At 62.9% G+C, this 14,235-nt stretch carries 12 protein-coding genes; all 12 read right to left on the bottom strand.

The window, feature by feature from the left end; genetic code table 11:
• The 12 genes from cysW to ACXHGZ_RS22975 all read right to left on the bottom strand — a co-directional run bounded on the left by cysW (window position 1) and on the right by ACXHGZ_RS22975 (window position 14,187).
• On the bottom strand, window positions 1–873 hold the full coding sequence (gene cysW / locus ACXHGZ_RS23030; protein ID WP_084856507.1) for a sulfate ABC transporter permease subunit CysW: 873 nt from the start codon (window positions 871–873) through the stop codon (window positions 1–3).
• A gap of 14 nt (window positions 874–887) precedes the next feature.
• Window positions 888–1,706, bottom strand: a complete 819-nt coding sequence (gene cysT / locus ACXHGZ_RS23025; RefSeq protein WP_084856509.1) for a sulfate ABC transporter permease subunit CysT — start codon at window positions 1,704–1,706, stop codon at window positions 888–890.
• Between the two features lie 183 nt (window positions 1,707–1,889).
• Window positions 1,890–2,897 (bottom strand): sulfate ABC transporter substrate-binding protein, encoded by a 1,008-nt coding sequence (locus ACXHGZ_RS23020; protein WP_084856511.1) that lies wholly within the window; start codon window positions 2,895–2,897, stop codon window positions 1,890–1,892.
• A gap of 48 nt (window positions 2,898–2,945) precedes the next feature.
• Window positions 2,946–3,128 (bottom strand): sulfur starvation response protein OscA, encoded by a 183-nt coding sequence (gene oscA / locus ACXHGZ_RS23015; RefSeq protein WP_070092048.1) that lies wholly within the window; start codon window positions 3,126–3,128, stop codon window positions 2,946–2,948.
• Window positions 3,129–3,412: 284 nt separating this feature from the next.
• Window positions 3,413–6,463, bottom strand: a complete 3,051-nt coding sequence (locus ACXHGZ_RS23010; protein ID WP_480461736.1) for an efflux RND transporter permease subunit — start codon at window positions 6,461–6,463, stop codon at window positions 3,413–3,415.
• Complete coding sequence (locus tag ACXHGZ_RS23005; protein ID WP_480461734.1) at window positions 6,460–7,527, bottom strand: efflux RND transporter periplasmic adaptor subunit; 1,068 nt, start codon at window positions 7,525–7,527, stop codon at window positions 6,460–6,462. Before ACXHGZ_RS23005 ends, ACXHGZ_RS23010 begins: the two co-directional genes overlap by 4 nt.
• Window positions 7,524–8,612, bottom strand: a complete 1,089-nt coding sequence (locus ACXHGZ_RS23000) for an efflux RND transporter periplasmic adaptor subunit (protein ID WP_084856517.1) — start codon at window positions 8,610–8,612, stop codon at window positions 7,524–7,526. Before ACXHGZ_RS23000 ends, ACXHGZ_RS23005 begins: the two co-directional genes overlap by 4 nt.
• 197 nt (window positions 8,613–8,809) lie before the next feature.
• The gene (locus ACXHGZ_RS22995) at window positions 8,810–9,703 is read right to left on the bottom strand and encodes an ABC transporter permease subunit (protein WP_480461731.1); all 894 of its coding nucleotides are present in this window, start codon (window positions 9,701–9,703) and stop codon (window positions 8,810–8,812) included.
• Window positions 9,700–10,620 (bottom strand): ABC transporter permease subunit, encoded by a 921-nt coding sequence (locus ACXHGZ_RS22990; protein ID WP_084856522.1) that lies wholly within the window; start codon window positions 10,618–10,620, stop codon window positions 9,700–9,702. Before ACXHGZ_RS22990 ends, ACXHGZ_RS22995 begins: the two co-directional genes overlap by 4 nt.
• Window positions 10,617–11,759, bottom strand: a complete 1,143-nt coding sequence (locus ACXHGZ_RS22985) for an ABC transporter ATP-binding protein (protein WP_480461729.1) — start codon at window positions 11,757–11,759, stop codon at window positions 10,617–10,619. Before ACXHGZ_RS22985 ends, ACXHGZ_RS22990 begins: the two co-directional genes overlap by 4 nt.
• A 73-nt stretch (window positions 11,760–11,832) precedes the next feature.
• Complete coding sequence (locus ACXHGZ_RS22980) at window positions 11,833–12,927, bottom strand: polyamine ABC transporter substrate-binding protein (RefSeq protein ID WP_084856526.1); 1,095 nt, start codon at window positions 12,925–12,927, stop codon at window positions 11,833–11,835.
• A gap of 162 nt (window positions 12,928–13,089) precedes the next feature.
• A complete protein-coding gene (locus ACXHGZ_RS22975; protein ID WP_480461728.1) occupies window positions 13,090–14,187 on the bottom strand; it encodes a polyamine ABC transporter substrate-binding protein in 1,098 nt (365 codons plus the stop codon).
• Window positions 14,188–14,235: the final 48 nt, after the last annotated feature.

Below are 14,235 nucleotides of genomic sequence, written 5' to 3'. Positions count from 1 at the left end.
TTATTCCTCCGCTGCGCCGTGGCGCAGGCGGTTAATACGGTTCTCGCTCCACTGCTTGAGCAGCAGGATGAAGAGCGCCAGGATCAGCAGCAGGCTGGCCACGCTGAAGGCCGCGACATGGTTGTACTCGTTGTAGAGGATCTCCACGTGCAGCGGCAGGGTGTTGGTGACACCGCGGATATGGCCGGACACCACCGACACCGCGCCGAACTCGCCCATCGCCCGCGCCGTGCACAGCACCACGCCATAGATCAGGCCCCACTTGATGTTCGGCAGGGTCACATGCCAGAACATCTGCCAGCCATTGGCGCCCAACAGGCGCGCGGCCTCTTCTTCCTGGGTGCCCTGCTCCTGCATCAGCGGGATCAGCTCGCGGGCGACGAAGGGAACGGTGACGAAGATGGTCGCCAGGACGATGCCCGGCAAGGCGAAGACGATCTGGATATCGTGGTCCTGCAGCCACGGCCCGAATAGGCCCTGGGCGCCGAACATCAGGACGTATACCAGGCCCGCGATCACCGGCGAGACCGAGAATGGCAGGTCGATCAGGGTGACCAGCAGGCTCTTGCCCCGGAAGTTGTACTTGCTCACGCACCATGCGGCGCTGACGCCGAACACCAGGTTCAGCGGCACCGAGATGGCCACGGCGAGCAAGGTCAGCTTCAGGGCCGAAAGCGCGTCAGGCTCGAAGATCGCCTCGAAGAAGGTGCCGAAGCCGTTCTTCAACGCCTGGGACACCACGATGAACAGCGGCAGCAGCAGGAACAGCACGAACACCAGCCAGGCCAGGCCGATCAATACGCGGCGCGAGGTGGCGCTGCCCCTGCGGGCAGCGTTGGCCGCAGCGGCGGCGCCAAGGGATGAACTGGACATCTACCGGACCTCCTTCAAGGGGTTTCGATGCGGCGCTGCAGCAGGTTGATCAGCAGCAGCAGAATGAAGGAAACCACCAGCATCAGCACGCCGATGGCGGTGGCGCCGGTGTAGTCGTACTGGTCCAGCTTGACCATGATCAACAGCGGCAGGATCTCGGTCTTCATCGGCATGTTGCCGGCAATGAAGATCACCGAGCCGTACTCGCCCACGCCACGGGCAAACGCCAGGGCGAAGCCGGTCAGCCAGGCAGGCAGCAGCGCCGGCGCCAGCACATGGCGGAACACCTGCAATGGCTTGGCGCCCAGGCAGGCGGCAGCCTCTTCGACTTCCCGCGGGATATCGGCCAATACCGGCTGCACCGTGCGCACCACGAACGGCAGGGTGACGAAGGTCAGCGCGAGGGTGATGCCCAGCGGCGTGTAGGCGATCTTGAAGCCCAGGTCGGTGGCGAACTGCCCCACCCAACCGGCCGGTGCGTACAACGCCGTCAGGGCGATACCCGCCACAGCCGTGGGCAGGGCGAACGGCAGGTCGATCATCGCGTCGATGACCTTGCGCCCCGGAAATTCATAACGCACCAGCACCCAGGCCAGCAGGGTGCCGATCACACCGTTGATGAGGGCAGCGAACAGCGCGGTGCCGAAGCTCAGTTTCAACGCAGCGAGTACCCGCGGCGCGCTGACCACGGCCCAGAACTGATCCCAGGTCAGCTGTGCGGCATGCACGAACATGGCAGCCAGCGGTATGAGCACAATCAGGCTGAGGTACACCAAGGTGTAGCCCAGCGTCAGCCCGAAGCCGGGTATGACGGGGGAAATACGACGTGACATAAAGGTCCCTGGTTGAACGCACGAAGCCCGGGATCAACCCCGGGCCGGTGCAAGCTTCTGAATCCTGGGGCTGCTTTGCAGCCCATCGCCGGCAAGCCAGCGCCCACATGATTTCCATGCGATTCCTGTGGGAGCCGGCTTGCCGGCGATGGGCCGCAAAGCGGCCCCGCGTTTCCTTGGCGATCACTGTGCCTGATAGATCTGGTCGAACACACCGCCATCATTGAAGAACTTCGGCTGTGCAGTCTTCCAGCCCCCGAAGTCCTTGTCGATGGTCACCAGCTCCAATTTCGGGAATTGCTTGCCGAACTCCGCTGCGACCTTCTCGTCACGTGGGCGGTAGAAATTCTGCGCCGCGATCGTCTGCCCAGCCGGGCTGTACAGGTGCTTGAGGTATTCAGTGGCGATCGCTGTGTTGCCCTTCTTCTCGGCGTTCTTGTCCACCACCGCCACCGGCGGTTCGGCGAGGATCGACAGGGACGGCACGACGATCTCGAACTTGTCGCTGCCGCCGTCTTCCTTCAATGCCAGGAATGCCTCGTTCTCCCAGGCCAGCAGCACATCGCCCTGGCCGTTGTTGACGAAGGTGATGGTCGAGCCCCGAGCGCCTGTATCGAGCACCGGCACATGCTTGAACAGCGCCTGCACGTATTCCTTGGCCTTGTCTTCGCTGCCGCCAGTCTTCAGGCCATAGGCCCAGGCCGCCAGGAAATTCCAGCGGGCACCGCCGGAGGTCTTGGGGTTGGGGGTGATGACGGAGACATCCGGCTTGATCAGGTCGCCCCAGTCCTTGATGCCCTTGGGGTTGCCCTTGCGCACCAGGAACACGATGGTCGAGGTGTAGGGCGTGCTTGCCTCCGGCAGGCGGCTTTGCCAGTCGGCGGGCAGGCTCTTGCCGAGCTTGGCCACTTCGTCGATGTCACCCGCCAGGGCCAGGGTCACCACGTCGGCACGCAGGCCATCGATCACGGCCCGCGCCTGCTTGCCCGAGCCGCCGTGGGATTGCTGGATCTTCACCTTGTCGTCTGGGTGCGTGGCCTGCCAGTGCTTGATGAATTCGGCGTTGTACTGCTGGTACAGCTCACGGGTCGGGTCGTAGGACACGTTCAACAGTTCGTAGTCCTTGGCGATCGCGGAACCGGCAAAAACGGCACTGGCCAGGGCGGCAAGCGCATAACGGCGGATGGACATGGTGAAGCTCCCGATTGGCATTTTTTCTAGTTTGTAGGTGATGCGCGATCAGCCGGACTTGTTGCCGGGCTGCTGCAGGCGGAACTTCTCCTTGCGCTCGATCTGCACGACCTGGGCGTTGTGCACGGTGATCTCTACCGCGCCGAAGCGCAGGTCACGCAGGGCGCTCTGGATCTCACGCAGAATGGTGGCTTCGTCCTGGCCGTCGATGCTACGCACAGATGCACTCATGCTCGTTCTCCTTGTCAATGAAGTGCCGGGCAGAGGAAGGGGATTGCGCCTGGCTTGAGGGCAATCTTAGAGAGGCGTATTTATTCTGAAAAATACTGTTTAAGAATTTTTATATAACCATTTTCGCAGAGCCTTTTGTAGGAGCGGCCTTGCGCCGCGATGGGGCACGAAGCGGCCGTGAAATCAGCTAACACGGTTCATCAGATATACCGAGCAAACTGGATTCAGGGCCGCTTCGCGCCCCATCGCGGCACAAGGCCGCTCAACAAGTGGGCGCGTTTTGGTCAGGCTTCTTCCGGCTCGCGGATCTTGTACCAGGCCACATACAGCGCCGGCAGGAACAGCAGCGTCAGCAGCGTTGCACTGATGATGCCGCCGATCATGGCGTAGGCCATCGGCCCCCAGAACACTTCCCGGGCGATCGGGATCATGCCCAGGCTGGCCGCCGCGGCAGTGAGCAGGATCGGCCGGCGCCGGTGGTTGGTGGCCTCCACCACCGCATCCCAGGGCGAAAGGCCCTGCTCGCGGAACTCGTCGATCTGGGTGACCAGGATCACCGAGTTGCGGATGATGATGCCGGCCAGGGCAAGGATCCCGAGGATCGCCACGAAGCCCATGGGCGTACCCGTGGGCACCAGGGCCAGCACCACACCGATCAACCCCAGCGGCGCCACACTGACCACCAGGAACAGCTTCTGCACGCTGTGCAGCTGGATCATCAGGAAGGTCGCCATGAGGAACAGCATCAGCGGGATGACCTTGGCGATCGGCCCCTGGGCCTTGCTGCTTTCCTCCACCGTACCGCCGGTGGCCACTTCATAGCCGGCCGGCAACTGGCTGGCGAATGCGTCGATCTTCGGCTTGAGCTGGGCCACCAGGTCGGTGGGCTGAATGTCGCCGTTGACCGAGGCCTTGATGGTGATGGTCGGCTTGCGGTCGCGGCGCCATACCAAGGGCTGTTCCAGTTCATAACGCACCGTGGCGAACGCCAGCAGCGGGATCGAGGTGCCGTTGGGGGTGAGGATCTGCAGGTTCTGCAAGGTGTCGGGCGAACCGCGCTCGCTGTCTTCGGCGCGGGCGACCACGTTGATCAGGTAGATGTTGTCGTTGACCTGGGTGACCGGCACACCACTGACGATGCTGTTCATCACGTTGGCCACGTCCTCGGACGACAACCCCAGCTGGCGTGCCTTGTCCTGGGCGATCTCGACCCGCAGCACCTTACCTGGCTCGTTCCAGTCGTAGATCATCTCGCCGATATGCTCGTTGGCATCGAGCAGGGTCGCAAGCTCGATGGCATGCCGGCGCACCTGGTCGATGTCCTTGCCGCTGACCCGGTACTGGATCGGCCGGCCCACCGGCGGGCCCATCTCCAGCGACTGGACGTTGGTGCCAATACCAACGAAGTCCTTGCGCAGGCGCTCCTGCAGGCGCGCCATCAGCTCGCCACGCTCTTCGAAGCCTTTGCTGACGATCACGAACTGGGCGTAGTAGGGGTTTTGCAACTGCTGGTCCAGAGGCAGGTAGAAGCGGATCGCGCCCTGGCCGATGTAGGTGCTCCAGCGCTCGATGGTCGGGTCGCCCTTGAGGGTCGCCTCGAAGCGGTCGACCACCTTGCGAGTTTCCTCGATCGAGGCGTTCTGCGGCAGGTTGAGGTCGACGAGGATCTCCGGGCGATCGGAGGACGGGAAGAACTGGTTCTGCACGAAGCGCATGCAGAACACCGACAGCACGAACAACACGATAGTGCCGATCACAGTCAGCCAGCGGTTGCGCATGCACCACAACAGGCCGTGCTCGAACGCCCGGCCCACGCGCCCTGGCTCGGCCTCATGGGCCTTGAGCTTGTTGCTGTTGAGGATATGCACGCCCAGCACCGGGGCGAAGAACACCGCCACCACCCAGGACACCAACAGCGCCACCGCGATCACCGCGAACAGGGTGTAGGTGTATTCGCCGGCGGAGCTGGCGTTGAGCCCGATTGGCACGAAGCCGGCCACGGTCACCAAGGTACCGGTCAGCATGGGGAAGGCCGTCGAGGTATAGGCAAAGGTCGCCGCCTGCTCCTTGCTCTCGCCCATCTCCAGGCGCGTGACCATCACTTCCACGGTGATCATCGCGTCATCCACCAGCAGGCCCAGGGCGATGATCAACGCCCCGAGGGAAATCCGCTGCATGGTGATGCCGCTGTACTCCATGAACACGAAGACCATGGCCAGCACCAGCGGGATGGAGCAGGCCACCACCAGGCCCGCGCGGACGCCTAGGCTGACGAAACTCACCGCCAGCACGATCACCACCGCCTCGAACAGGGCACTGGTGAAGCCGCCGACCGCCTGCTTGACCACCACTGCCTGGTCCGACACGGTGTGCACGCCGATACCTACCGGCAGGTCGTTGATCACCCGGTCCATGCGCGCCTTGAGCCGCTGGCCGAACACCTGGATGTTGCCACCTGCCTTCATACCGATGGCCAGGCCGATCGCGTCCTGCCCGTTGTAGCGGAACATCGGCGACGGTGGGTCGACATAGCCGCGCTCGATGTCGGCGATATCGGCCAGGCGGAAGAAGCGGTCGTTGATCCGCAAGTTGACGGTCTGAAGGTCTTTTTCCGAGGCGAACTGCCCGGTGGTGCGCACCGAGATGCGCTCGGGGCCGGCCTCGATGACCCCGGCCGGCGTCACGGCGTTCTGCGATTGCAGGGCCTGCATGACCTGGCGCTGGTCGATCCCCAGCGCCGCCAGCTTGCGGGTCGAGAAATTCAGGTAGAGCACTTCGTCCTGGGTGCCGACCATTTCGATCTTGCCGATGTTGGGCACGTCACGGACCTCTGCCCGGGCCTGCTCCACGTAGTCGCGCAGTTGGCGCATGGTCAGGCCGTCGGCGGTAAAGGCATAGATCGAGCCGAACACGTCGCCGAACTCGTCGTTGAAACCTGGCCCCTGGATACCCGATGGGAACTGGCCGCGGATATCCTGGATCTTCTTGCGCACCTGGTACCAGATCTCGGGAATATCCTTGGCCTTGGTGGTGTCGCGCAGGTAGACATAGACCGTGGACTCGCCCGGGCGGGTATAGCTCTTGGTGTAGTCCAGCGAGTCGAGCTCCTCGAGCTTCTTCTCGATGCGGTCGGTGACCTGGTACAGCATCTCGTCCTGGGTCGCGCCAGGCCAACGGGTCTGGATCACCATGGTCTTGATGGTGAAGGACGGGTCTTCCTCTCGCCCAAGGTTGAAGTAGGAGAAGATGCCCATCAGCAGCCCGACGAACATCAGGTACCAGACGAAGGACTGATGCCTGAGCGCCCATTCCGACAGGTTGAAGCTTCCTTTCATTGCGCGTCCTCGTCGAATGCGACCTTCTGGCCGGGCTTGAGGCTGTTGACGCCAGCGGTGACCACACGCTCGCCCGGCTGCACGCCAGACGCCAGGACGATGCTGCTGGCGGTGCGCTCGATCAGGGTGACATCACGGGTCGCCACGGTCTTCTGTTGCGGGTCGATCACCCATACCTGGGGCTTGCCGGCGCCTTCGAACAAAGCACTGAGCGGCAGCTCGCTGCGCGGGGACACGGCGGAGGTCAGGGTGACGCTGATCGCAGTCCCCAGGTGGAAGGCATCCGGGGTGCTGGCCAGCGTCAGCCGTGCACGCCGGGTACGGGTGGTGGCATCGGCCTGGGGCTCCAGCTCGCGCAGGGTGGCGGTGGTGTTGATGGAGGGGTCGAGTTGCGAGGCGACGGTGAAGGTTAGTGCCTTGCTGAGCTGCTCGGCCAGGGTGATCGGCAGGTCGATCACTGCTTCCTTGACGTCCGGCCGCGCCAGGGTGACCACGGCCTGGCCGGCGCTGACCGTCTGCCCGGCTTCGGCCTGCCAGGCGGTGACCACCGCAGCGTGGTCGGTGCGCAAGGTGCTGTAGTCGAGCTGGTCACGGGCCTGGCTGACCGCCGAGCGGGCCTGCTCCAGGGCAGCACCGGTGGTCTTCAGGTCGGTCTGGGCGATATCCAGCTGCGCCTGGGCACCGACGCCGCGGTCGTAGAGTTGTTGCTGCCGACGCGCATTGGCCTGGGCGTTGATCCACTGCGCCTGGACCCTGGCCAGGTCGCCTTCGGCGGCACGCAGCTGGTTCTGCTGGTCCGTCGGGTCGAGCGTGGCCAAGGTATCGCCGGGCTGCACCTGGGCACCTACATCGACCCAGCGACGCGCGATGCGCCCTGACACACGAAAGCCCAGGGTGCTCTCGAAGCGTGCCTGGATGCTGCCGGCAAAACGGCCCAGCTGGGATTGCACCTGCGGCTCGACCACCACCGACAGCACCGGCCGCACCGGCACGGGGGCTTCTTCATCACTGCTGCACGCAGCCAGCGATACGCCGGCGCACAGCATCAGCAGCAAGCGTTTCATGGCGCGGCTCCTCCGTCCTTGGCATCGACCTTTTCCACCTGCATGCCGGGATGCAGCAGTTGGCCGCCGCTGACGACGACGGTTTCGCCGCCCTTGAGGCCATCGGCGACCACGATCTTGCCCGTGAGGTACCGCGAAACCTGGACCTTGCGCAGGTCCACCTTGTCGCCCTCGCCCACCACCCATACCGCTGGCTCGTGCAGCGCCTTGGTCAGGGCCGACCAGGGTAGCTCGATGCTTGGCCGGCCCTGGGCATTGGCCGTGGCAGTCACCGGCGAGCCCAGCTGCATGCCCGGCGGTACGTTGCGCAAGGCCACCTTGACCTGCACCGTGCCGCTCTGGGCGGACACCGTCGGGGTGATTTCACGTACACGGCCTTCGGCCTTGACCTGGGGGTTGTCCAGCAGGCTCACGATCACGCCTTCGTCGCTGGGAGGTGCCACCAAGAGGGATTCGTAGACATTGAACACCGCATCGCGGTCGCCATCACGGGCCAGGCTGAAGATCGGCATGGTCGCCTGCACCACCTGGCCGACTTCGGCCTGGCGCGCGGTGATCACCCCATCGGCCTCGGACACCAGGGCCGTGTAGCTCAGTTGTTCGCGGGCATTGGCCAGCTGCGCCTGGGCAGCCTTGAGCGCACTCTGGCTGCTGCGCAGGGCCGCTTCAGCAGAGTCGTACTCGCTCTGGCTGGTATAGCCCTTGGGCAGCAGCTTCTGCTGACGTACGAAGGCGGCGCTGGCCTGGGTCACCCGGGCCTGCTCGGCGAACACCTCGGCCTTGGCCGAGTCGACGGTGTTCTGCAGGTCCTTGGGGTCCAAGCGCGCCAGCACCTGGTTGGCCTTGACGTGGTCACCCACATCGACACTGCGGGAAATGATCTTGCCGCCTACGCGGAACGACAGGTCAGTCTGTACCCGTGCCTGGACATCACCGGTGAGGGTGACCCGGGCGGCGAAATCGGTAGGTTGTACCTGCAGCACGCCGACCCTGGGCAACTCGGCGGCGGATTCTTCCTTGCCACAGCCCGACAGCATCGACAGCAGCCCCAGGCAAACGACCATCAGCGGACGCGCTACCGTCATGCAGGCTCCTTGCTTGTGCCAAATGGATTGAGGAACGCCAGTGAAGCGTAGATCAGGCTTTCACAACTGGCACTGACGTGGATCCATCAAAACTTCGGCCTTCCGGAGCTTCGCGGGTAAACCCGCTCCCACAGGGTGCCGCAAATCAAATGGTCATGCGGTGTTCTATGAGAGCGGGTTTACCCGCGAAGGGCACATCAGGCGGACGCTGCGACCTGGGTCGGGCGCTGGACCTGCGACGACTGGACGTTGGCGGCGGCGCCTTCCTCGATCGCCTGCTGGATGGCGCGGCGACGGCGTTCTTCGGCGCGGCGGCTGAAGTACCAGATCAGGAAAGTCATCAGCGACACCGACAGCAGGATCAGGCTGGCCACGGCGTTGATCTCCGGCTTCACGCCCAGGCGTACGGCAGAGAACACTTCCATCGGCAAGGTGGTCGATCCCGGGCCGGACACGAAGCTGGCCAGTACCAGGTCGTCCAGCGACAGGGCGAAGGACATCATGCCGCCCGCCGCCAGTGACGGCGCGATCATCGGGATGGTGATCAGGAAGAACACCTTCCACGGCTTGGCGCCCAGGTCCATGGCGGCCTCTTCGATGGACAGGTCCAGCTCGCGCAGGCGCGCCGACACCACCACCGCCACATAGGCAGCACAGAAAGTGGTATGGGCGATCCAGATGGTGACGATGCCGCGCTCCTGCGGCCAGCCGATCATCTGCGCCATGGCCACGAACAGCAGCAGCAGCGACAGACCGGTGATCACCTCGGGCATCACCAGCGGCGCGGTGACCAGGCCACCGAACAGCGTGCGGCCCTTGAAGCGGGTCACCCGGGTCAGCACGAAGGCTGCGAGGGTGCCCAGCGCCACGGCGGCGACCGCGGTATAGCAGGCGATCTCCAGCGAGCGCATCACCGAGCCCATCAGCTGAGCGTTGTCGAGCAAGCCGACGTACCACTTCACCGACCAGCCGCCCCACACCGTCACCAGCTTCGAGGCGTTGAACGAATAGATCACCAGGATCAGCATCGGCAGGTAGATGAACAACAAGCCGAGCACCAGCATCAGCTTGGAGAAACTGAAGCGCTTCATGCCCTGCCCTCCATTTCTTTGGCCTGGCTGCGGTTGAACAGCAGGATGGGCACGATCAGGATCGCCAGCATCACCACCGCCAGGGCGGATGCCACCGGCCAGTCACGGTTGTTGAAGAATTCCTGCCACAGCACCTTGCCGATCATCAGGGTTTCCGGGCCGCCGAGCAGTTCCGGGATCACGAACTCGCCCACCACCGGGATGAACACCAGCATGCAGCCGGCGATGATGCCGTTCTTCGACAGCGGTACGGTGATCTTCCAGAAGCTGTTGAACGTGCTCGAACCCAGGTCGCTGGCCGCCTCGAGCAGGCTCGGGTCGTGCTTGACCAGGTTGGCGTACAACGGAAGGATCATGAACGGCAGGTACGAATAGACCACGCCGATGTAGACCGCCAGGTTGGTGTTGAGGATCTGCAGGGGCTGGTCGATCAGGCCGGTCCACAGCAGGAAGCCATTGAGCAGGCCGTTGTTGCTGAGGATGCCCATCCACGCATAGACGCGGATCAGGATCGCAGTCCAGGTGGGCATCATGATCAGCAGCAGCAGGACGGTTTGCGTCTCCTTGCGTGCGTTGGCGATGGCGTAGGCCATCGGGTAGCCGATCAGCAGGCATAGCAGGGTGCTGAAGAACGCCATCTTCAACGAGCCGAGGTAGGCCGAGATGTACAGCTCGTCCTCGGTCAACAGGCCGTAATTGGCCATGTTGAGCACCAGCTGGATCTTGTCCTCGACGTAGCTGTAGATCTCCGTGTAGGGCGGGATCGCCACGTCGGCTTCGGCGAAGCTGATCTTCAACACGATGAAAAACGGCAGCATGAAGAACAGGAACAGCCAGATGAACGGCACGCCGATCACCAGGTGGCGACCCTCCGGGGTGACCTTGTTGAGCGCTCGCTTGAGCTTGCGGATGTTCATGAGCGCAGTACCACGCCGCTGTCGTCTTCCCACCATACGTACACGTCGTCACCCCAGGTCGGGCGGGTGCCCTGGCGCTCGGCGTTGGCGACGAACGACTGCACGACCTTGCCGCTGGGCAGCTCGACATAGAACACCGAGTGGCCACCCAGATAGGCGATGTCGTGGACCTTGCCGCGCGACCAGTTGTGCTCGAAGTCCGGCTGCTGGGTGGTGACCAGCATCTTTTCCGGGCGCAATGCGTAGGTGATGCGCTTGTCCTCGACCGAGGTCGAAACACCATGGCCGACATAGATCTTGCGCTCGAGCTCGGGCGAGGCGATCAGCGCATGGCCTTCGGCGTCATCGATCACCTCCGCCTCGAACAGATTGACGTTGCCGATGAACTCGCACACCAGGCGGCTGGTCGGGGTCTCGTAGATGTCCACCGGCGAGCCGATCTGGGCAATCCACCCCAGGTGCATGATGGCGATGCGCTCGGCCATGGTCATGGCCTCTTCCTGGTCGTGGGTCACCATCACGCAGGTCACGCCCACGCGCTCGATGATTTCCACCAGCTCCAGTTGCATCTGCGAACGCAGCTTCTTGTCCAGGGCGCCCATCGGCTCGTCGAGCAGCAACAGCTTGGGGCGCTTGGCCAGGGAGCGGGCCAGGGCCACGCGCTGGCGCTGGCCGCCGGAGAGTTGGTGCGGCTTACGCTTGGCGTACTGGGTCATGTGCACCAGCTTGAGCATCTCGGCCACGCGGGCCTCGATCTCGGCCTTGGGCATCTTGTCCTGCTGCAGGCCGAAGGCGATGTTCTGCGCCACGGTCATGTGCGGGAACAGCGCGTAGGACTGGAACATCATGTTGATCGGCCGCTCGTAGGGCGGCATGTCGGTGATGTCGACGCCATCGAGGAAGATCCGCCCTTCGGTCGGACGCTCGAAGCCGGCCAGCATGCGCAGCAAGGTCGATTTGCCGGAGCCGGAGCCACCGAGCAGGGCGAAGATCTCGCCCTTGCGGATTTCCAGGGACACATCGTCCACGGCTACCGTTTCGTCGAACTTTTTCGTGACCCGGTCGATCTTGACCAGCACCTGCTTGGGTTGCTGGCCACCCTCGAGGGCTTTTTTATAGGCACCGGAGGCAACTGCCATGAGTGAAACTCCCAACAAGATTTTTTATGCCCGCACGCGCGGCTTTCGCAACCGGCGTGGCGGGTCTGGATAGTTACTTGCCCGACTTGACCTTGGTCCAGCTGCGGGTCATCAGACGTTGCACCTTGGGTGGCAACTCGGCATTGACGAACATCTTGTCCAGCACTTCCTGCGGTGGGTAAACCGCGGCGTCAGTCCTCACGGCCTGGTCCATCAGGTCGCCAGCCTTGGGGTTCGGGTTGGCGTAACCGACATAATCGCTGACCTGGGCGATGACCTCAGGTTTCAGCAGATAGTTGATGAAGGCGTGGGCCTCCTTGACGTTGTTGGCGTCCTTGGGGATCGCCAGCACGTCGAACCAGAGGTTGCCGCCCTCCTTGGGGATGGCGTAGGCCAGCTTCACACCCTTGCCGGCTTCTTCGGCACGGGCCTTGGCCTGGAATACATCGCCGGAGAAGCCGGCGGCGACGCAGATATCGCCGTTGGCAAGGTCGGAGATGTATTTCGAGGAATGGAAGTAGGTCACATAGGGACGTACGGCCTGCAGCTTCTGCTCGGCCTTCTGGTAGTCCTTGGCGTTGGTGCTGTTGGGGTCCAGGCCCATGTAGTTGAGCACCGCCGGCAGCATTTCGTCGGCCGAGTCGAGGAAGGCCACACCGCACTTGGAGAGCTTCTTCATGTTCTCAGGCTCGAACAGCACGGCCCAGGAATCGATCGTGTCGGTGCCCAAGGCGGCCTTGACCTTCTCGACGTTGTAGCCGATGCCGTTGGTACCCCACAGGTAGGGCACGGCGTACTGGTTGCCCGGATCGTTCTTCTCGAGGCGCTTCATCAGCGCAGGATCCAGGTTGGAATAATTGGGCAACAGGCTGCGGTCGAGCTTCTGGAAGGCGCCCGCCTTGATCTGCTTGCCGAGGAAATGGTTGGACGGCACCACCACGTCATAGCCGGTGCGACCGGCCAGCAGCTTGCCTTCCAGGGTTTCGTTGGAATCGAAGACATCGTACTTGGCCTCGATACCGGTTTCCTTGTGGAAATCGGCAAGGGTCGTCGGCCCGATGTAGTCCGACCAGTTGTAGATATGCACCGTCGGCGCTGCTTGGACGCCGAATGCCAGCGTCAGACCCGCTCCAGCCATCATGGCCTTGCGAAATAAGGAAATAGACAAGTGGGTGGTCCTCACGATCAGTGCCTCCAGGTGCCGGCGCGACGCCGCCGTACACGCAAAACCGGCGCGCAACTTACCTTCGCTGCATCGATGCCGCAAACTAATTTGCCTTGCATGCCTTCTGGGCCGAGAAAGCCCGGCCCAGAAGGCTTCGAGACGGGCTTACTTGCCCGACTTGATCTTGGTCCAGCTGCGGGTGATCAGGCGCTGTGCGCTGGCTTCAGGTGCAGCGATCGCATACAGCTGCTTCTTCACCTCGGCAGGCGGATAGATGCTCGGATCGCTGGTGATTTCCTTGTCCACGAACGGGGTGGCCGCCTTGTTGCCGTTCGGGAAGCGTACGGCGTTGGTGATCTCGGCCATGACTTCCGGCTGCATCAGGAAGTCCATGAACTTGTAGGCTGCATCCTTGTGCTCGGCATCCTTAGGGATGGCGACCATGTCGTAGAAGGTACCGGCACCTTCCTTCGGAATGATGTAGTCGACCTTGACCTTGTCGCCTGCTTCGTGGGCGCGGGCCTTGGACTGCTCCAGGTCGCCCGAGTAACCGACGGCCACGCAGATGTTGCCGTTGGCCATGTCGCCGATGTACTTGGACGAGTGGAAGTAGGTGATCGAAGGACGGATGCTCAGGAACAGTTCCTCGGCCTTCTTCAGGTCTTCTTTCTTGGTGCTGTTGCTCGGCAGGCCGAGGTAGTGCAGCGCCGCCGGGATCATTTCGGTCGGGGCGTCGAGGAAGCTCACACCGCAGCTCTTGAGCTTGGCGATGTTCTCGGGCTTGAACACGGCATCCCACGAATCGATCTTGTCCACGCCCAGCGCGGCCTTGACCTTCTCAGGGTTGTAGCCGATGCCGATGGAACCCCACATGTACGGGAAGGCATGCTTGTTGCCCGGGTCGCTGGCATCGCCCACGGCCTTGAGCAGGTCTTCGTCCAGGTTCTTCCAGTTCGGCAACTTGGAACGGTCCAGTTCCTCGTAGACGCCCGCTTTGATCTGCTTGGCCAGGAAGTTGTTGGACGGCACGACTACGTCATAACCCGACTTGCCCGCCAGCAACTTGGCTTCCAGGGTTTCGTTGCTGTCGAAGACGTCATACTTGACCTTGATGCCGCTTTGTTTCTCGAACTTGGCGATGGTGTCCGGTGCGATATAGTCCGACCAGTTGTAGACGTTCAATACCTTGTCTTCAGCCTGAACAGCGGTTGCCATGGCACCCATCAGGGCCGTGGCCAGCAACGTCTTGCCCATTTTCTTCATGCGAAATGCTCCAGAATTTATTATCAAGCCATCTGTTCAGCAGCCAAG

This window comes from Pseudomonas shiyinii (assembly GCF_056725765.1).
Note: the sequence above shows the minus strand (reverse complement) of the source record. Positions and strands in the feature narration are given on the sequence as shown.